Annotated in this window: 15 protein-coding genes; 10 read left to right on the top strand and 5 right to left on the bottom strand. The window is 65.7% G+C overall.

Features of this window, described 5'->3' with window-relative positions; translation table 11 throughout:
• From QYL93_RS20760 to QYL93_RS20735, 6 genes are all read left to right on the top strand, one after another.
• On the top strand, positions 1-290 hold a 290-nt coding region (locus QYL93_RS20760; RefSeq protein ID WP_305745433.1), incomplete at its 5' end, for a hypothetical protein.
• 8 nt (positions 291-298) lie between these two features.
• Positions 299-895 (top strand): hypothetical protein, encoded by a 597-nt coding sequence (locus QYL93_RS20755; protein ID WP_305745432.1) that lies wholly within the window; start codon positions 299-301, stop codon positions 893-895.
• Positions 896-2,132: 1,237 nt separating this feature from the next.
• Positions 2,133-4,343: a hypothetical protein gene (locus QYL93_RS20750; protein WP_305745431.1), complete on the top strand. Its 2,211-nt coding sequence runs from the start codon at positions 2,133-2,135 to the stop codon at positions 4,341-4,343.
• 286 nt (positions 4,344-4,629) lie between these two features.
• Positions 4,630-5,790, top strand: a complete 1,161-nt coding sequence (locus QYL93_RS20745) for a hypothetical protein (protein ID WP_305745430.1) — start codon at positions 4,630-4,632, stop codon at positions 5,788-5,790.
• Between the two features lie 10 nt (positions 5,791-5,800).
• Positions 5,801-6,358: a hypothetical protein gene (locus QYL93_RS20740; protein WP_305745429.1), complete on the top strand. Its 558-nt coding sequence runs from the start codon at positions 5,801-5,803 to the stop codon at positions 6,356-6,358.
• A complete protein-coding gene (locus QYL93_RS20735) occupies positions 6,355-6,693 on the top strand; it encodes a hypothetical protein (protein ID WP_305745428.1) in 339 nt (112 codons plus the stop codon). The genes QYL93_RS20740 and QYL93_RS20735 overlap by 4 nt, the downstream gene beginning before the upstream one ends.
• Positions 6,694-6,810: 117 nt before the next feature.
• On the opposite strand, the gene QYL93_RS20730 is transcribed toward QYL93_RS20735, so the two are convergent.
• The 3 genes from QYL93_RS20730 to QYL93_RS20720 all read right to left on the bottom strand — a co-directional run bounded on the left by QYL93_RS20730 (position 6,811) and on the right by QYL93_RS20720 (position 9,912).
• Complete coding sequence (locus QYL93_RS20730; protein ID WP_305745427.1) at positions 6,811-7,113, bottom strand: hypothetical protein; 303 nt, start codon at positions 7,111-7,113, stop codon at positions 6,811-6,813.
• A gap of 284 nt (positions 7,114-7,397) precedes the next feature.
• Complete coding sequence (locus QYL93_RS20725) at positions 7,398-8,906, bottom strand: M12 family metallo-peptidase (RefSeq protein WP_305745426.1); 1,509 nt, start codon at positions 8,904-8,906, stop codon at positions 7,398-7,400.
• Positions 8,907-9,135: 229 nt separating this feature from the next.
• Positions 9,136-9,912: a hypothetical protein gene (locus tag QYL93_RS20720; protein WP_305745425.1), complete on the bottom strand. Its 777-nt coding sequence runs from the start codon at positions 9,910-9,912 to the stop codon at positions 9,136-9,138.
• A gap of 221 nt (positions 9,913-10,133) precedes the next feature.
• Here QYL93_RS20720 and QYL93_RS20715 point away from each other — a divergent pair, with 221 nt between their 5' ends.
• Entirely contained in the window at positions 10,134-10,535 is a 402-nt protein-coding gene (locus QYL93_RS20715) for a hypothetical protein (RefSeq protein WP_305745424.1), read from the top strand.
• Positions 10,536-10,654: 119 nt separating this feature from the next.
• Here QYL93_RS20715 and QYL93_RS20710 read toward each other — a convergent pair whose 3' ends face one another.
• Together QYL93_RS20710 and QYL93_RS20705 are read right to left on the bottom strand one after the other, a co-directional pair.
• Positions 10,655-11,449 carry a hypothetical protein gene (locus tag QYL93_RS20710; protein WP_305745423.1) on the bottom strand — a complete coding sequence of 265 codons (795 nt, stop codon included), beginning with the start codon at positions 11,447-11,449 and terminating at the stop codon, positions 10,655-10,657.
• Between the two features lie 235 nt (positions 11,450-11,684).
• On the bottom strand, positions 11,685-12,917 hold the full coding sequence (locus QYL93_RS20705; RefSeq protein WP_305745422.1) for an FAD-binding oxidoreductase: 1,233 nt from the start codon (positions 12,915-12,917) through the stop codon (positions 11,685-11,687).
• A 337-nt stretch (positions 12,918-13,254) separates the two neighbouring features.
• Between QYL93_RS20705 and QYL93_RS20700 the strand changes: the two genes are divergently transcribed.
• The 3 genes from QYL93_RS20700 (at position 13,255) to QYL93_RS20690 (ending at position 18,044) form a co-directional block, all read left to right on the top strand.
• Positions 13,255-15,693: a PAS domain S-box protein gene (locus QYL93_RS20700; RefSeq protein ID WP_305745421.1), complete on the top strand. Its 2,439-nt coding sequence runs from the start codon at positions 13,255-13,257 to the stop codon at positions 15,691-15,693.
• Positions 15,694-15,841: 148 nt separating this feature from the next.
• Positions 15,842-16,267 (top strand): SRPBCC family protein, encoded by a 426-nt coding sequence (locus QYL93_RS20695; protein ID WP_305745420.1) that lies wholly within the window; start codon positions 15,842-15,844, stop codon positions 16,265-16,267.
• 118 nt (positions 16,268-16,385) lie between these two features.
• Positions 16,386-18,044 carry a hypothetical protein gene (locus QYL93_RS20690; RefSeq protein ID WP_305745419.1) on the top strand — a complete coding sequence of 553 codons (1,659 nt, stop codon included), beginning with the start codon at positions 16,386-16,388 and terminating at the stop codon, positions 18,042-18,044.
• Positions 18,045-18,357: the final 313 nt, after the last annotated feature.

Here is an 18,357-nt window from a genome sequence, read left to right as displayed (position 1 = left end):
TGTACGATCGATTTGAGGCGGGGACCAAAGATGCGGTCAGAATGGTGGATGGCCATGCGACGGTTGTCGGCGATCTAAGTTTGTTGAATAAGCGAAGTATTTCTGATTTGATACTCATCAGAGGAAAAATTGAAGGGGCCAAGTTGCATATATCCGATCTGCAGTTTCTTGTGGGAAAAGATGGTGGTATTGTGATATCTGAATCATTAAGGCTTGCGGTGGGTGATGTGGGTTATCGAAAAAACATAAAGATGATCGATTGTTTGGTAAAATTGGCCGAAGGAAAATAGGGATTTTAATGATTGACCAATATAAAGATCAACCGACGCCATCTCAATCTATTCCTCTTCTCCGAACTTTCTTGGGGCGCAAGCTGATTTCATTCACGAGATACAGCATATTTCCCAAGGAAGAGGCGGGAGCCGAAATGGAAGAGTCGCCTTCGCGTGTTTTTGAAGGGACTGAAGGGCCGCTGGGTCTCACGTTCGAAGGAGCCGGAATCCTCGGGGTTGGGGAGGATGACAGCCTTAATAGTGCGATTGTTTGGCTTGACAGTGACAGAAATAGGCGGCTTGGCGCCACGCCGATGAGCGAAAAGGAGGGTGTGCTTTTTCCAATTGAAGCATCGGATCCGGTCTTTTCGCAAGCGAAATGGCGCGATTTTGTCGGTGATCAATTGATTGGCATGTCCATCATCAAGGAAAATCCGATTAATCCTCGACTGGAGAATCGGCCGTGCGAGGTTGCTCTGTGCTTGAGCTGGCAAAAAAATGGCAAGCTTGCAGCGATACTGGGAGGGCAAGGCGATGATTATTGGGGGTCCAACAAGCTGATGCTATGGAATGCAGTGCAGCCCAAGTTGAACTCCCGATTCTACGAAGTGCCTTTGCTGTAGCTTCAGTTGGTAGGTACGCTTTTGCCGAGCCATGGGGGCATCTTTCAATACCCTCAGCTTCCAGCCAACAGCTGAGCAGTCGCGCGCTCTGCAGACGCAGATGGCCTGATCCAGCCCTTCATTCGCGAGCTGCAAGCCCGCGCAAGATGGTTGCCGGCAGGCCGGGGCCGGAGTCCTGGCGCTTGGATTGCCCTGCCCCGCTCTGGGGACTCGCGCCTATCGGCTGCGCAGCAGGGCGCTTCGGTCGCCAACGAGTTGTATGCAGAGCTGCAAAAGCTGCCCACGTCCGCCTTTGCGGCGGAGCCTGAGTTCCAGCAACTGGCCCGGGAGCACGGCGAAGACAAGGCCCGAAGCATCCTGGCCGCGGCGGCCGCAAACCGCGCGCTGTAGGGCCTGTTCACACCAATTTCGGGGATCGCGTTGCCCGGCCTGTGGGCTGGATGCAAGGCGCCCGTGCGCAGCAAGGTGTGCACCTTGCAAGCGCGGGTAACGCCGCAGACGGCCCCCAGGCTGGGTAACCCGAAGGGAAGGCCCTTGCCGGCGCGCCACTCGTCGTTGCGCTCCTTGCGTGTGCACATGCACAGGCGGCGTCGCGCGCCTAGATTGGCACGCCGGCAAGGGCCTTCGCGACCCCGAAATTGGTGTGAACAGGCCCTAGTGATACCGGGGCGTCCGTGCTGTCGATGAAGCTGGTGCCCGGCGGCGACGCCATCGAAAAGATGTTCCTGCCCTCGCACCTGAAGGGCACGGCGCGCGAGGCCGTCAAGTCCACCTCCTTCATGACCCGGCCGCTGACGCGGGGTAAGGAAGGAAGCCTTGGCTCCCAGGCGCTGGAGGTGCTGGTGCAAAGGGCCAGATCCGCTGCAGCCGAATCGTTCTCCGAGGGGGCCGAGGAAGCGTCCGGCGCAGTGGCCAAGGGCCTGGAACTCTCGCGGGCCGGCCAGGACGTGAAGCTCGATGAGATGGCCGGCGAGGCCGCAGGGCAGGGCAGGGCATGGCCGTGGGGGGCGTCATGGGCGGCACTGCGGGGGCGCGCGGGGCGGGTGCAGCCCCGCGCGTGCAGGACCAGCCTACCCGGCCCACCGTTCCTCCTGTACCGCCCACAGCGCGTGGGCAAAGGGGTACCGAGCCGCACACTGCTGGCGGGCCCGCATCGCCCCCGCCGCCCTCACCACCTTCTCCCTCTGCAGACCTCTCTGCTGCTCCGATTGAGCATTCCTACGCCTATTCCGGCGGCATGCTGCCCGGCAGCGGCGCCACCTGGTCAGAGGTGGCCGCCGCCGATAGGAAGGCCCAGGCCGAGGCCGAGATACTGCGCCATGCCGAGGCATTGCCCGCGCAGGATGCGCCGACTGATGCCGATGCGGGTCAGGCTGCTCCATCAACCGCCGCGTCCACCTCTGCGGACGCCGATCCCAGCGCGGCGCAGGCCGAAGAGCAGGGCGCAGCCCGCCACACCGCAGCGGCCCAGGTTCCTATGCAGGTGCAGGCCCTCGACTCGGGCATGCTCGTGGTGCGGGGCGACCAAGCCGCGATCCAGTCGCGCCTGCAGGCAGGCGGCGTGGGCGGTGCAAGGTCTTTCTCTGGCGTGACGGTGGTGCCGGTGGAGCAGGCGGCCCTGGCGCGGCGGGTGCTGAGCGCACCGCCTGTCGAGTCGGCCCACCGGCAGGTGGGCGGCGTGCCTGCGCGCGCCTTGACAGCGGCGAATGCCGCGCAGGAGGCAGCCAGTCTTCAGGGAGCCCAGCAAGCCCCGGCAGTCCTTCGTGGAGAACCGGCAGCCTCCGGCACCTTCGCCGGGGCACGAACCGCAGGCACCAGCGCGGCTGGCCTCGCTGCGCCACTTGCGGTGCAGGGGCAGCAGGCAGGCGCGCAAGCCAGCGCTGCGGATGTGCGCGCGCTGCCACAGGCACCCGTGCAAATGGAGCCACTGCGCGACGGCACGCTGATGGTCAGGGGCGACGCCAAGCTCATCTGTGCCCGCCTGCTGGCCGGCGGTGTGGACCGCGTGATCGAGCGCAAGGGTGGCATTGTGGTCGGGCTCGATGAGGTGGACAAGGCGCGGAAGGTGCTGCTGGCGGCTGCGCGACCCCAGTCCTCGCCCAGCCCATCCCGGCAGGGCCAGCAGTTCAGCCGCAGCGCGCCACCTGCGCCAGATCAGGCTTCGCAGGCCAGGGGCCTGCCATCGCAGCCCGCCACCGTTCATTCCGTGCGCGCTGCGGTTGCCAGGCTGACCAACAGCATGGGCCTCTTGGCTGGCGGCCGGGGCCGTGTGGTGGCCACCACCTCAGACGAGATCAAGGAGCACTGGGAACCCCTGATCGGCGAGGTGGACATGGGCTCGCAAAACACCGGCCTTGCCCATGGCTTCTACGACCCAGAAACACAAACCGTCTTCCTGATCGCCGACCACATCGAAGCCGGCCAGGAGATGGCTGTGGCTGCGCACGAGCTGATGCACAAGCACGGCAAGGCGGTGCTCGGTGAGAGGGGCTGGAGGCAACTGCACGAGGTAATCGGCACCTGGGTGGGTAAGCCCGATGGCAGCCTGGAGCGGCAGGTGTACGACGAGGCGGTGCGGCGCGTGGATGCCTCGCGCCCGGCGGGCGCAGACGCGGCCAGCTACAGCAGCGAAGAACTGTTCCCCTATGCCGTGCAGGTGGCGATGGACCTGGGCGTGGAGCCCACGGCCATGCGGCCCATCACTACGGTGCAGGGGTGGCTGGCGCGGGTGCGGGCATCGCTGCAGGCCTTGCTGGGCAAGCTGACCGGGAATCCGCAGGCTTTCGATGGGCAGGACCTGGTGGATTTGGCGTTTGGCATTGCGCAGCGGGAACGCTCCACACGCGACGATACTTCTGGTGCCGCAACTGACCTTGTGCATGGAACGGCTCAACGCACTGCCTTGTTGTTCAGCCGAACCCGAGTGCCGAAGGTGCGCGAAGCATCAACCTTCAGCGAAGCACGCGAGGCGGTTAAGCAATTTCAGGGCAAAGAGCTAACCAACGAGTCCACTGGCCTCAAGGCAGTGGTATCGCGCAATTCACTCGACAAGATGCTCAGCGGCAAGGCTGTGGCCAAGTCCGAGACACCCGCTACGCATTCCATGGCCGTAGCCAATGCGGACAGCTTGTTTGAGCATGCAATCCTGGGTTGGAGCAAGCAGGACCGCAGTGACGACCTGAACATCCGCGCAGTTCATCGCTTCTTCGCGCACATGCAGGTGAATGGGCGCTCCAAGCTAGTCAAGCTGACTGTGAAGGAAGATGCTGCACGAGGCCATGGCCTATGCTGGAAAGGGTGGCGCCATCGTGGGCACGATGGATGCAGTCTCCGGGGGCCTGGCCAGCAAGACACTGGTACCCAAGGTCTTCAAGAACCAGGCCGCGCGCCAGGCCATCAACGCACCGCTGCAGGCTGGTGTGCAAGGCGCTTTGGGTGGTGCCGGTGAAGCCGGGAAACAGCTGGCGCAAAAGGGGGAGGTCGACCAGCCCGGGCAGGTGTTCGCGGAGATGGCCGGCGAACTGGGCGGGGTCCACAATCCCCTGCGGGTCGCATCGGCAAATACTGCCGAAAACGGTGGTAGGCGTGCAGACGACCTGCCTGCGCCCCGCGTGCCAGCCCAGAGGGCGGCACCGGCCGCTCCTGTCGGCTCGCCCAGCGCCGCAGCGCGCAACTCGGATGCCCATGGACTGCGAACTGTGGGCGCTGCCTCTGTCGAGGAGGGAGCGCATGCCGTGCCTGACAGCCATTTGGACGTGTCGGAAGCACCTGCCGGGCTCTCCTCCAATCTCGGGGCCGTGGCCCAGCCGACCGAGGCGACGGATGGGCCGCAGAGATTGGCCACAGTCATCGACTTGCATGAATCGGGTGCACAAGGCGGCGAGGTCTTGGATTCCAGCGCAGATGTTTCGGTATCGCCATTTGTCGGTGCAGTGCGCTTGACCGATGAAGGCACGCTGAGCGTGGAGGGTGATCCCCGTGCGCTGGAAGCATTTCTGAAAAAAGCGGGCGTCAGCAAGGTTTTCTTGTTTGACCGCAGCCTGCTGGTAGCTCCAGAGCAAGCAACGCAGGCGCAGCAGGCACTGGCGGCGCCGCCGTTGTCTTTGCCCGGAAACAACGGAACGCGCGCTCCGCCCGTCGCACCTGTCGTCAAGCAGATCATTGCGCTTGAGTCCGGCATGCTTGCTGTGCGTGGAGACCCGGATGCCTTGGAGGCGGGACTGCTTGCAGGTGGTGTACGCGACGCGAAACGGTTCGCTGAAGGGATGATGGTGCCTGTGCACGAGGCTGCTCTGGCAATGGGTTTGCTGGCGTCGCCGGATGTCGCACAGGGTACGTCATTGGATTCCTCGCTTCCCGCCGCGCTCTATTCTGGGTTGGCTCGTGGGGGGGCCTCTACAAAACCTCCACCTGCAGGCAATCTGCCGACGCAGCAAGAGGCACATGCTGTCTCCGTACCATTCCTTGATGGCAGCAGCAGCCCGCAACTGAGAAATGCCGATGGACAGTTTGTAAATTTGTTCACGGATCAGCCCGATCCGCGCAAGCTGAAGAGGGGTGAGCTAAGGCAGGGGAGTGATGGCAGGTGGAAAATATATGGCTCCGGTGATTCCCTGACGGCAAAAGGAACTTATAACTATGTAATTCAAGGGGGCCAGATTTTTGTTGGACTGGCTGGCGGGCAAGAGAAGCAAGGGCACATCGACATTGCGCGAGGGCAGCCGGTGGAGTATGCTGGAAAGATAAAATTTGGATCGGGAAAGAACAACAGAGGAACACTTTTTCGATGGACGAATTCATCTGGGCATTACAGGCCGGAGCCGGCCAGATCTGATTGGGCAAAAGAATTCAGATTGCCATTTGATAAATTTGAGGATCGTCATGATGACTATTAAGGCGGGTCGAATGTATTTTTCTTCGATCGATGAGATTCGGCGAGCCATTGGGTCTCATGTCATGGATAGTCGAGTTGAGAATGGCATTTCCCAATATGTGACCCATGCTGAAAGAGAAAGTGCCTGGGAGTGCCTGGATTTTTTGTTGACGCACGAAGTGTCAAAAGTGAGCTCCATGGGGCTTCGTGTTTTCAGGCGGGCAGTTCGTGATCGGGTATTGATGCAAAGGGCTCTTCAGCTGAGCTTTCAGGTCACGAGGCTTTCAGAGCTGCGTTACTGGTATCGCCATATGCTCCCACGTTTTCCGTGGGCAGCTCTTGAGAGGGATTTGTGGGGTGAAGTGTATCGGCGAGAAGGAGATATTGATTTTTCCATTCATCTTGCTGATTGTCTGAGATTGCTTCCTAATAACAATCGGGATAAAAAGAGGGAAATCATCAATCGATTTGTCCGGCATGTCCTGGAGTGTGTCGACAAGACCCCTGTTGACAGCCCCTACAGAAGCATGCCAATCATTGGGTTGATGAGAGGTTCTGCCAAAGCGGTCTCATTGGAGGTGAGACAGTGAAGTTCAAACAGCAAGATATGCACGGGTTGGCCTCTTTCTTCGCGGAGTGGCGCGGTGAGAACGTTTTTTTTGCCGGCTATGTCAATGGCCATGATCGGTTCACCATCGGATGGCAACGCAGTGGTGTCTCGACTGAATTCATTGGCGTGACATTTGTGCAATGCCTGAATATAAGTGGCCCGGTTCGCTGGTCTGGCTGCGATATCCAATGCGAAGTAGTGACCCTGCCAGAAGGAGAGCAAGGGATTGAAATTCGGGATCGGTCAAGCGGATTTGTGGTCCAGTGTGAAGGCCCCGTGATTATTGGCGGGGGGACCGTAACCTATCCGGAGTAGCCCGGCGGGCCGCTCTGTTCACTGCAACGGCGGTGGATCGGGCGGCGGTGCGATCAGGCCCTGCCAGGTGCCGGCAGGCGCGGTGGGCTGACCAGGGGCGGGCGCGGGCGCGGCGCCTTACGCCGCCAGGGGGCGTGCGGTCTGCCAGTCGCTGTGCGACATGCGCAGTGCGTTGGACACGGTGATGTCCAGGCGGCGGGCCCAGGAGTCGAGGTCGTGCCGCTGGGCGGTGTCGTGCCGCTCGTTCCAGCTGAGTTCGGCCACCAGGCGGTCGGGCAGGTCGAGCACCGTGCGGAATGCGCGGTCGTTGGCCATCAGTGTCCAGTTGAGCAGCACGGCCTGGGCGTCCGTGGAGGCGGATACGCTCGGTACAACCTTGCAGACGCCAGAGCGGGTGAATTCGAAAAGTGCGGTAATCACGTTGGGTATGCCACGGTCGCTGGCTTGGCCAGGTGTTGTGCCCCAGGGACCATGGCACCAGAGGGGAGTGTTCTCCGGGGCCTGCAGTCGCCGGGGCGAACATGTCTGCTCTTGGCAAAGCATTGCTTGTCAAGGGGCATCGAACGTGATTGGAGTGCAAATTTCTGGCGGGCGGTATCCCCCAAAGGTAGGGCTGCGCCGGGCGCCTTGGCTTCCCGTGGGTGCGCGGCGCCGACTGCGCCAAGGCCGTGGATGCGCAGGCGGTCCCTGCGCATCCATTCGGTTCAGATGTATTCCAGCCCCACCTGGCTCAGCCCCACCAGGTTGATCTTGCTGGCCGTGAGGTCCGAGCTGGCCACGGCCCAGGTCAGCGATGCGCCGGTGTAGCTGCCCGACTTGAGCAGGCCTGCAAGGTTCTGCACGGTGCCGGCATCGGCCGCAGTGCCGAACAGGTTGGCGTACAGCAGGGCCACTACCTGCTCGGGCGTGGCAGAGGGGCCGGCCACGGCGGCCAGGGCCAGTTCTGCGAGTTGCTGGGGCGTGGCCCCCGATTCGTCCACTGCCTTGATCACAGAACCCACCAGGCCGCGGTTCTTCAGCGCGTCGGAGCCCAGCAGGGTGCTGATGAGGCGCGCGGCGGTGCCGGCGGCGCCGTTCAGGTCCAGCGCCACGGAGTGATCTGCAAAGCGCACGCGCTCGATCTGCTGCAGGGTGTCGATGCCGTCGAGGCCGGTGCCCTTGTCGTTGAGTTGCCAGTTGCCGCCCGACAGCGGCTGCAGCGTGTACTGCCCGCGGTTGCCGTGGGCCACCAGCGTGTCCACGCCCGCACCGCCGTTGAAGGTCTCGGTGGCGGGCTTGCTGTTGAACAGGTCTGCATCGCCCGTGCCCTGGTTGCCTGTGGGCAGGTTGGGGGTGGTGGGCGTGGGCGTCGGTGCCGGCGTGGGCTTGGTGGGGGTAGGTGGGGCCGTAGGCGTTGTCGGTGTTGTGGGCGCAGGGGCGGGTGTTGGGCTCGGCGCCGGAGCTGGTGTGGGTGCCGGGGCCGGTGCAGGGGCCGGGGCTGGGGCTGGGGCGGGCGCTGCATCGAAGGTCAGCGTCGGGCCCTTGGTGGAGTTGAAACCGTAGGTGCCGCCCAGGCCGTCGCGGCCATACAGCCAGTCGAGCGCCAGCAGGTCGTAGCCCTGGAAGGTGGTCTTGTTCGGGCCGGCATGCGTGTACGACATGACGGTGTTGTTGGTGTTGTCCTGCCCCGCAGGCAGGGGGTGCGAGGAGTCGAAGGGGTGCGACAGGCCCAGCGCGTGCCCCACTTCGTGCAGCAGCACCTCGTAGCCCGAGCCGCCGGCCGTGGGCTTGTTGTTGATGCCGGCGTGCTCCACGTTGTCCAGGTAGACCACGGCCTCGATGTTCAGCGAGCCCACCACCTGGTTGGGGCCGGAGTAGCTGTAGTTGTAGCCAGACGATGCCAGGCCTGCGGTGGAGGGGCCCTGCAGGTTGGTGGCCGCGAAGTGCAGGTCGGCCTGGGCCGAGGTGGACACCTCGGTAAAGACGATGCCGGTGACGGCAGAGGCGTGCTGCAGGATCTGCAGGGTGGACTGCTTCTGGTCGGCGTTGAAGGCCGTGACCGCGCTGCCGGTTTTCTTGGCCGCTTCGCTGCTGGCACCCGCGTCGAAGGTGTAGTAGATGACCTTCCGGCCGTCGGGCCAGAAGTTCCAGATGGGAGTGCCGCCCAGCAAGGCATCGGCCTGCGGGTTGCCGGAAAAACGCATGTTCTGCAGGTCGGAGACGGTAACGGCCATGGTGTGTGTATCTGTTGGCGGTGGATCGGGGCACGCCCGGCGCGTGGCCCGAGCGACCGGCGAATCTATCACCGGGGTGGGGCGCGCACTGTGGCGTGAAACCAAATGTCACGACATGGCGCTGCGCGCCGACGGGCGGTATCGGGGAGGCGCTGGACGGTGCACCTCAGGCGTTTCGCCCCCAGTGGGGCTCAGCCGCGCGCGTGAAATGCCTGAGAGAAGGGCGCTTTCAGCGCCTTGCGCACACGAAGATGTGCGAGGCGCTGAAGTCGTTGGCCTGGTAGGCCAGCGCGAGCGGGTAGCGGGCGGCTGCCGTCGTGTCCAGCGACACCAGGTACAGCGGGAAGTCGCGGTTGGCGTAGATGCGGTCGCCGCTGCTGCCCAGGCCGTCGAAAGGCACGCTGATGCTGGGCAGCGCAATGGCGGGCATGCGGGATGTGTCCACCACCGCCTGGGCGGCTGTGAAGGTGGCGGTGGCGTTGTAGGTGGCGCCCGTGTTGCTGGAGCACAGGTAGGCGCCGCTGTAGGCCGCGTAGGGGTCGCCCGCCACGGGCGGGATGGGGTATTCGGCCAGGGTGGCCACCTGGCGGTAGCGGCCGCTGGCCAGCATCTCCGAGAAGTCGTTGCCGTAGCCCACGAAGATGGCGCCACCCAGCTGTGCGCGGGTGTTCCAGTTGCTGACAGCGATGGTCTCGGTCGGCTGGCGGATGGTGCGGTACTCAGGGATCTCGCCGCCCGTGTAGGGCACGAAGCCACGTGTCTCGGACAGCAGGTAGAACTGCCCGTTGTGCAGCAGCACGAAGTACAGCCTGCCCTGGCCCAGGAACCGGGCCTCGGGGTTGACGCTGACGGCGAAGTTCAGGGCCTGCGTGGTGCCGCTGATGGTGGTGGCCACCGTGGTTATCTGGCCGAAGGCGGGCAGGGCGCCAAGGCCCAGTGCCAGGGCCGCGCCTGCGAGCAGTTTGCGCAAGGTGCTCAGGGTACTTTTGGGCAGGGTGGTGGGCATGGCGGTGTCCGGTTACAGCGCATTCAACGCGATGGCGTTGAAAGCGGTTTACTTGGATACGGACGCGCTGCCGTCGCTGCAGCAGCAGGCGCGCGCAGTGCATTTTGCGCCCCGTCCGGGCAGCGGGGCACGCGGCGGGCGCATACTGTTACGTTGGATACGTGCCTATACCGCCTGCGCGCGGTTGCCGTTGCCATTCCTCAGCCCAGCCGACCGCCACCATGCCCTCAACAACCCCCACCCCTACCCGCCTGCCCACCCCGTTCGAGTCGCTCGCCGGCGTTGCCAAGTTCCTGGGCACCGAAGAGATGAGCCCGGCCTTCCACGCGCGGCATGCGCAGGCCATCGATGGGGCCTGCGCCTTTTTGCAGGAGCTGGTGCGCGAGCACCCGTCGCTGGACATGGCGTTTCGCGCGGCGCTGCCGCTGCCGGTGGTGGACGGGGGCAAGCTGGTGCTGCAGGCGCTGTCGTCCATCCAGTTCGCCGAGCAGAAGCTGCACTGGTTCGACAGCCAGATGAACACCACGCTGCGTGCCCTGGCGCCCGTGGTGCGCGACCCCGCCTTGCCCACCTGGATGGCGGAGTGCCGCTGGGCAGTGGATGGGGCGGCGGTGAATGTGTAATCTGTGACGGGATGTGCTGGATGGTCCGGCTCGCTTGCAAAAGAAGCACCGAGGCCGCCAGCGTGTTCTCGCGGCGGTGATTGCCGCAGGGCACTCTTGCTTGCGTTTGCCGCGCCGTCTCAGCGTTTGGTGCAGACGTAAACAATCTGGCTGCTGTAGGCGTTCGATTGGTAGCCGATCGCCAGGCTGTAAGGCCCCCCGGACGGATTGAGCATGACCAGCTTGAGCGGCAGGCTCGTGCTGCTGTAGGTCCTGTAACCGGGCTGGCTGACGATGGTGCTAAGCGAAAGGTTGTACGAGTACACCGGAATCGTCGTCAGCCGGGTGGTGTCGATCACCGTGTTGCTGGCGGTGAAGGTGGCGGTGACTGTGCCCGAGCGGCCATAGTCGTCATAGCACATATAGGTGCCGTTGTGCACCGCATAGGGGTTGGTGGTCACCGGGGGCGTTGGGGTCGGTGTGGGCGTCGGCGTTGGCGCAGGCGCCGCCGGCAGCGTGGCCACCAGCTTGAACCTGCCGTTGTTGACCATGTCCATCACATCGGTGCCAAAGCCCACGAAGATCGAGGCACCGGCCTGGGCCGTGGTGTTCCAGCCTTGCACGGTGATGGTCTCGGTGGCCTGGGCGATGGTGCGGTATTCCGGCGGTTCGCCACCCGTGTAAGGGACGAAGCCACGGGTCTCCGACAGTGCGTAGATCTGCGAACCGTGCTGCATCACAAAGTACAGCTTGCCGCGGCCCACGTACTGGGCGTCGGGCGTGACGCGGGCGACCAGGGTGTAGGCGCTCGATGGGCCGCTGGCCGTGGCCGATGCGGTGATGTCGGCCCATGCGGGGCTGGCGGCACCCAGGCTGGCGACGATGGCGGTGGCGGTGGCGGCGGCAATTTTCTTGAGCGTGCGGGTGAGCATCATGGCAGTGGTGAATCGGGGTTGCGCCGGCGTGCGCTTCTTGGGGTTGTGGTGGCCAGCAGGTGAAGAGAAAAATGCGCGCGAACGCATGTGTCTTGATGGACACACTTGTATCCATTGGTTTCACGATTTCAAGGCAACAGTGCCCTGGCCGCAATCGCCAATATGGGTGATGCGGGCATGGCGCCCCCGCAGGGTGCTGCGATAGGGGGCTGCAGCGCCTGCGCGGCTCGGTCTGTTACAAAAACCGCTGCGCCAAATAAGGCGCCGGGTCCACGAACGGCGCCTCGCCGCTGATCAGCTCGGCCACCAGCCGGCCGGTGACGGGCCCCAGGGTGAAGCCCTGGTGCGCGTGGCCGAAGTTGAACCACAGGCCCGCATGGCGCGGTGCGGGGCCGAGCACGGGCAGCATGTCGGCGGTGCAGGGGCGGGCGCCCAGCCAGGGCGTGGCCTCCACCGGCTCGCCCAGGGGCAGCAGTTCGCGCGTGGAGATCTCCGCGCGGCGCAGCTGCACGGGGGTGGCGGGGGCGTCTTGCAGCGCGAACTCGGCCCCGGTGGTCAGGCGCAGGCCGCGCGCCATGGGGGCGAGCATCACACCGCGTTCGATGTCCAGCGCGGGCATGGTCAGCGTGGGCCCGCCGGCAAAGTGCCGGTGGTAGCCGCGCTTGCTGAACAGCGGCAGGCGGTAGCCCAGGCGCGTGGTGAGCGCACCGGCCCAGGGGCCCAGGGCGATGACGGCGTGCTGCGCGCTGATGCTGCCAGAGTCCACCTGCACGGCCCAGCCGCTGCCTTGCTGGCGCAACGTCAGCGCGTCACCCGTGGCCAGCTGCCCGCCGCGCTGCACAAACAGCCGCGCGTAGCGCGCCACCAGCTCGCCGGGGTCGCGCACGGTCCAGGGGTCTTGCCAGTGCACGGCGCCGGCCAGTGGCATCTGCAGCACCGGCTGGGCGGCGGCCAGGGCGGCCGTGCCGAGCACCTGGCAGGCCAGGTGGTGCGATGCGGCGACGGCGCTGGCCTGCTTTGCCGCAGCGTCGAACGCCGGGCCGCTGCGGTACAGCTGCAGCCAGCCATCCTTGTGCACCAGGTCGCTGGCGCCGGCCTGCTCGATCCAGCCGCGGTGCTCGGTGATGCAGTGCTCGATCAGGCGGCTGTAGGCCTGCGCGATGGGCGCGTAGCGCGCGGGGGCTGATGCGGCCCAGTAGCTGAACAACTGCGGCGCCAGGTGCAGCAGGGCCCCCCAGTGGTAGTGGGCGTCGTTGCTCAAGCCGGTGGCCACACGCGCCAGCGTGGCGATGCTGCGCGGAAAGGCGTAGGGCTGCACGGCCTCGCGCTGGATGATGCCGGCATTGCCGTACGAGGTCTCGCGGCCAGGCGCCTGGCGGTCGACGAGGGTCACGGCGTGGCCACGCTGCTGCAGCGCCAGGGCGGTACTGACGCCGACGATGCCGGCGCCGAGAACAAGGGTTTCCATGGGGGTGATTATTGCGGCGGCGGACAGGGGAAGGGCAGGGCCGAAAGCTCGGGCGAAAGGCACCGATTGTGCCGGCCCCCAAGGGGTGGCGGGCCCGGCTGCGGCGCCATTTTTCGATGACTGGATTGCCGGATTGGCAATCCAACTGCACACTGGTGGCGTGGGGGACGAGAGCGCTGCAGGGTGCGCGTGGGCGCTGTCCTACAGGGCCCGGGGGCAAGACCGGTTAGGGTTTGGGCAGGGAGCGAGGGCAGCCCTGCGGTGGACACCTGCTGCTGCCTGCATGGCAAGGCACAAGAACAGAACCCGGGATGCACGCCAGGGTTGGAGGGCGCATATGAGAACAGCTCCGGTGGTGATGAGAGGCCGATGCGCTTGCCGCCGCGTCGAGTACGCGGTGCATGCCCTGGAGCTGGAGGCTGCCGTGTGCTACTGCGAGAGCTGCCGCAGGGCGTCCGGCGGGGCCGGCATGGCGTGGCTGGAGGGCGAGCGTGCCACCTTGCGCACCTACGGGGCCCTGCACACCTGGCACTCGTCCGAGCACGCGGTGCGCCAGCTGTGCCCGCAGTGCGGCAGCCAGCTGTTTCGCCTGGAGGAGGGCCGGCCCGACGTGGTCGAGGTGGCGGTGGGCACGCTCGACGACCCCGGTGCGGTCCGCAGCACACGCAGCGCCTTTGCCAGCCAGCGCCCCCGCTGGGACCTGCGCGAGCCGCTGGGCAGCGACCCGCATGCGCGGGCGCCAGGCTCTCTGCCCCCGGGCCTCTCAGTCAGTCCGCACACCTTGCCGACCCGGTCGGCAAGCGACGAGGCACTGCAAAGCATGCTGGTCAGCACGCAGGACGCCTTCATCAGCATCGACCCCGGCGGCTTCATCACCGAGTGGAACCACCAGGCGCAGGCGACGCTGGGCTGGAGCCACGACGAAGCCATGGGGCGCCCGATGCACGAGCTCATCATCCCGCCCGAGCTGCGCAGCGCCCATCTCTATGGCATGGCCCGGCTGCAGCGCACGGGCGAGGGCCCCGTGCTGCGCCGTCGCTTCGAGCTGCAGGCGCTGCACAAGGACGGGCACCGCCTGCCCGTGGAGCTGTCCATCGCCCCGCTGCGCATGAACGGGGGCATCGGCGCCACCGGGTTCATCCGCGAAGCCAGCCACCGCCATACCGCCGAGCGCCAGCTGCAGGCCAACCAGGCCCTGCTGCAGCGCATGGGCGAGCTGGCGCTGGTGGGCCCCTGGACGGTGGACCTGCACACCAGCGTGGTCCACTGGTCGCCCATGGTGCGAGGCATCCATGGCGTGGACGATGCCTTCGTGCCCACGCTGCCCGGCGTGGTCGGCTTCTACGAGGACGGCGCGCAGGAGCGGCTCATCGCCGCCTTTGAAAAAGGCATCGCCACCGGCGAGAAGTGGGAGATCGAAGCCCCGCTGCGCCGGCCCGACGGCACGCGCGTCTGGGCGCGCGCCATCGGCAACACCGAATACGACGAACTGGGCGCCCCGGTGCGCGTGGTGGGTGCGCTGCAGGACATCACCGACCGCAAGCGGGCCGAAGAGTCGCTGCACATGCTCAGCCAGATCCTGGAAGCCACGCCCGACTTCGTGGTGCAGGCCGACGCCGAAGGGCGCGTGACCTACATGAACCCCGCCGCGCGCAAGGCCCAGGGCTATGGCGCGGGCTACGACGTCACGCAGCACCGCTTCACCGACTTCAACACGCCCGAAACCACCCGGCGCTACCGCGACGAGGTGATGCCCTCGGTGATCAAGACCGGGGTGTGGATGGGCGAAAGCACGGTGCTGGTGACCGGCCAGCCGATTGCGGTGGACCACTCGGTGCTGTCCCACCGTGACGCCGATGGCCGGGTGGTGCGCTACACGGCCGTGATGCGCGACATCTCTGCGCAGCAGCGCTCGCGTGCCGACCTGTTTCGCCAGCAGCGTACGCTGAGTTCGATTGCCGAGGCGATTCCCGACGTGATCGCCGTGGTGGACCGCGAGGGCCGCTATGAGTTCGTCAACTCTGCGTTCGAAAAGCTCGTGGGCCCCTCGCGCGCAGAGATCGTGGGCCTGCGCATCGGCGAGGTGGTGCCGCTGGCCGAGCTGCGTGACAGCATGGGCTTCATCGACAAGGCGCTGGCCGGCGAGCCCACCGCGTTCGAGCTGGTGCTGCAGCTGCGCGGGCGCCCGAGGAACATGGCCATCAGCCTGGTGCCCCGCCAGTCCGAGAGCGGCCAGCCCGATGGCTTCATCGCCGTGCTGGACGACGTGACCATCCACCGCCAGCGCGAGTCGCGCCTCATCGGCCTGAGCGAGCGCGATGCGCTCACCGGCCTGGTGAACCGGCAGGGCCTGGAGGCGCACCTGCAGCGCATCCCCCTGGCCGAAGCACACGGCGTGGCCATGCTGTACGTGGACCTGGACCGCTTCAAGCCCGTCAACGACACCTGGGGCCACCCGGTGGGCGACCAACTGCTGCAGGCGGTGGCCGCGCGCTTCATTGCCCTGGTGCGGCCCCTGGACCTGGTGGCGCGCGTGGGCGGCGACGAGTTCGTTGTGGTGCTGGGCGGCATGCCCGGCCAGGCAGCGGCCGAGCAGGTGGCCGACAAGCTAGTGGCCGCCGCCGGCCAGCCCTTTGACCTGGGCGGGCGCAGGGTGCACATCGGCGCCAGCGTGGGCGTGGCCTTTGCGGGCGACGATGGCTGGCGCGGCCTCATGGAGCGTGCGGACGCCTCGCTCTACCGCGCCAAGGCGGCCGGGCGGGGGCGGCGTGCTTGATCCCTGCCGCCGGTAACCCAGGGTCGCCGCCGTTCGCCCTGGCGCACCTTCGTGTGCCTCTGTGCGACCCTGTGCGCGGCACACCTGCCAGAGCCGTTAGAGTCTGGGGCTTCGTTGAATCATCGGTAAGCCCTACAGGAGTCCCCGCATGCAAGTGGAAAGCCGAGTCACCGTCTCCGTGCCCCCCGAGAAGATATTCGCGATCTACGCGGATGTCGCCAACTGGAAAACCTGGGACCCGGATACCAAGGACTCGTCGATCGACGGACCCTTCCAGACCGGGAGCAAAGGCCGGATCACCCCGCCCAAGGGGATGGCGGTCCCCATGGATTTCATCTCCGTGGTGCCCAACCAATCGTTCACCGTCGAGTCCCGGATTCCCCTCTTTCGCATGCTGTTCGAGCACGAGCTCCACCCCACGGCGGCCGGCACCGAAGTCGTCCACCGGGTGACTTTTTCTGGCGCACTGTCTTTTGTGCTCGGCCCCATCGTCGGCAACCCGTTGCGCACCGGGCTTCCTATCACCCTGGCATCGCTCAAGCGGCTGGCCGAGAGTGGCCGCGTCGCGGCCTGATACCGACGGCCTTTGTTCACCTCCCCCTGAACGGAGCGCTCGATGGCTGCGCGAGCAACCCATCCCCTGCGGTTTTCGGTAGCATCGACTTTGCCGGGCTCCCCACGAAAGGCCACCCATGTCCGCTGAGTCCCACCCCGCCTGCGTGCGGGAGTTTCGCCAGGTCCTGCTGTGGCCCCTGCGCCTGATGCCGGTGCGGGGCTCCGAGGGCCGGCATGCCAAGCCCTGGCAGTTGCTGGCCGACATGGGCGAGGAGGCCTCGCCCTGGCGCGAGGTGGTGGACGAATTCACGGGCGACAGCAGCCGTTTTCATGAACGCCACTACAACGAGTTCGTCACCTTTTTGCCCTATGTGCAGCGCTTCCTGTATGGCGAAGGGCGCAGCCGGGAAGGCAGCCGTGCCATGGGCTCGCCAATGCGGGTGTTTCGGCGCAGCGACGTCAGCGCCGTGCGGGCGGTGCTGCGCCCCGGCGATGCGCCGATCACGCTCGACATCGTGCATGTGGACCTGTACTTTTTTCTCGACCTGGACCTGGTGCTGCTCAATGTCGAGGTCAGCGCCCGCGACCTGCAGCTCGCCCAGGCGCAGGAGCTGCTGTACCGCTTCGGCCGTGGCTACCCCGCCGGCTGGGATCCAGAGGGCCATGCCCAGCACTGCCTGTACAGCGCCGAGTGGCTTGACGCCGCCGGGCAGGTGCTGGCCGCGTCCGACGCCAACCAGCGCGACCTCTTCATGGCCCACGTCAGCAGCCACCGCGCCCCGCGCATCTCGGCCCACTGGGCCTGGCTGCTGGAGCCGCTGGTGAGCGACCATTCCGAGCGCACAGGCCCCCTGCGCTACCGCCAGATCGAGTACTACCGCATGCCGCAGCTGGCCTTTCTGGCGCTGGACGACCCGCGCGCGCTCAGCCGCAGCGACTTCATCCGCTTCGGCCTGGTGACGGGGGCGGCCCCGCCCAGCCACGACGACACCTGCCTGCCTTATTCCGAAGAGCACCTGGCCGACTTTGAAAAGCGGTTCTGCTACGACCGCTTCTGGAGCAGCAGCGGCGCCGCCCCCAACACACGCTATCTGTGCAGCGGCCACTCGCTGCTGGTGCTGGGCAATGCCGGCAGCCCGTTCTACGTCTGCCGCGACCGGGGCGTGCTGGCGCAGTTCAGGCACCAGCATTTTTTGCTGTTCTTGATCGCGCACTTCCAGAAGGCGGCGCTGCTGATGTTCTCGGACCGCTTGGCCGAGGCCCTGAAAGACCTGGACATTGCCGACGCCGCCAGCGTGCGCCGCTTCAAGCGCACCATCCGCGACAGCTTTGCCGGTTTTCTGCGCTTCACGCACCGATACTGGTTCCACGAAGTGTCCGAACAGGCCCAGGTGCGCGCCCTGTTCCGCATGTGTGCCAACCACCTCGGGCTGGACCCGCTGTACACCGAGGTCAAGGAGCGCATCGGCGAAATGAACCAGTACCTGGACGCCGACAGCCTGCGCCGCCAGGCCAACACCGTCGTGCGGCTCACGGTCGTCACCATCTTCGGCCTGATCGGCACCGTGACCACCGGCTTCCTGGGCATGAACCTGCTGGCCGAGGCCGACGCGCCTTTGGGCCGCAAGCTGGGGATCTTCGCCCTCGTGTTCGCGTTCACCACCGCGCTGACCATCTACACCATGGTCAAGTCCAAACGCCTGTCGGACTTTCTCGACGTGCTCTCGGACGAACGCGCCACCGCTTGGCAGAAATTCAAGGCGCTGGGGCTGGTGTGGCGGCGTGCGGGGGGTTGAGGAGGGCGGGTAAGCGGTACACCATGGGCCGCAGCCGTTGAACGGTCGGCAAACGAAGTTGCTCTGGCGAATCTACCCGTTCACCGACGAGGGCCTGGCTGCCGGCAAGCTGGACGCGCTCGGAGATTCCAGGTCCCACGAGAGTGGCGGCTCGACGCGGTAAGGGTGCTCCACCACCCCGCCGCAAAGCACCATCGCCGGCCGCTCGGGCGTCGCCTTGAGTGGGTCCGAGTCCATCGTCGGGCTGGGTTGGTTCGTGAACGCGTCCATCGGCATCACTGTAGCCGCTGCGGTAGCTCTCTGCAACGAGCCT

It is taken from the genome of Acidovorax sp. A1169, from assembly GCF_030704685.1.
In the GTDB taxonomy this organism is placed as follows: Bacteria; Pseudomonadota; Gammaproteobacteria; order Burkholderiales; family Burkholderiaceae_C; genus Acidovorax.
This window is presented reverse-complemented; position numbering and strand designations above follow the sequence as displayed.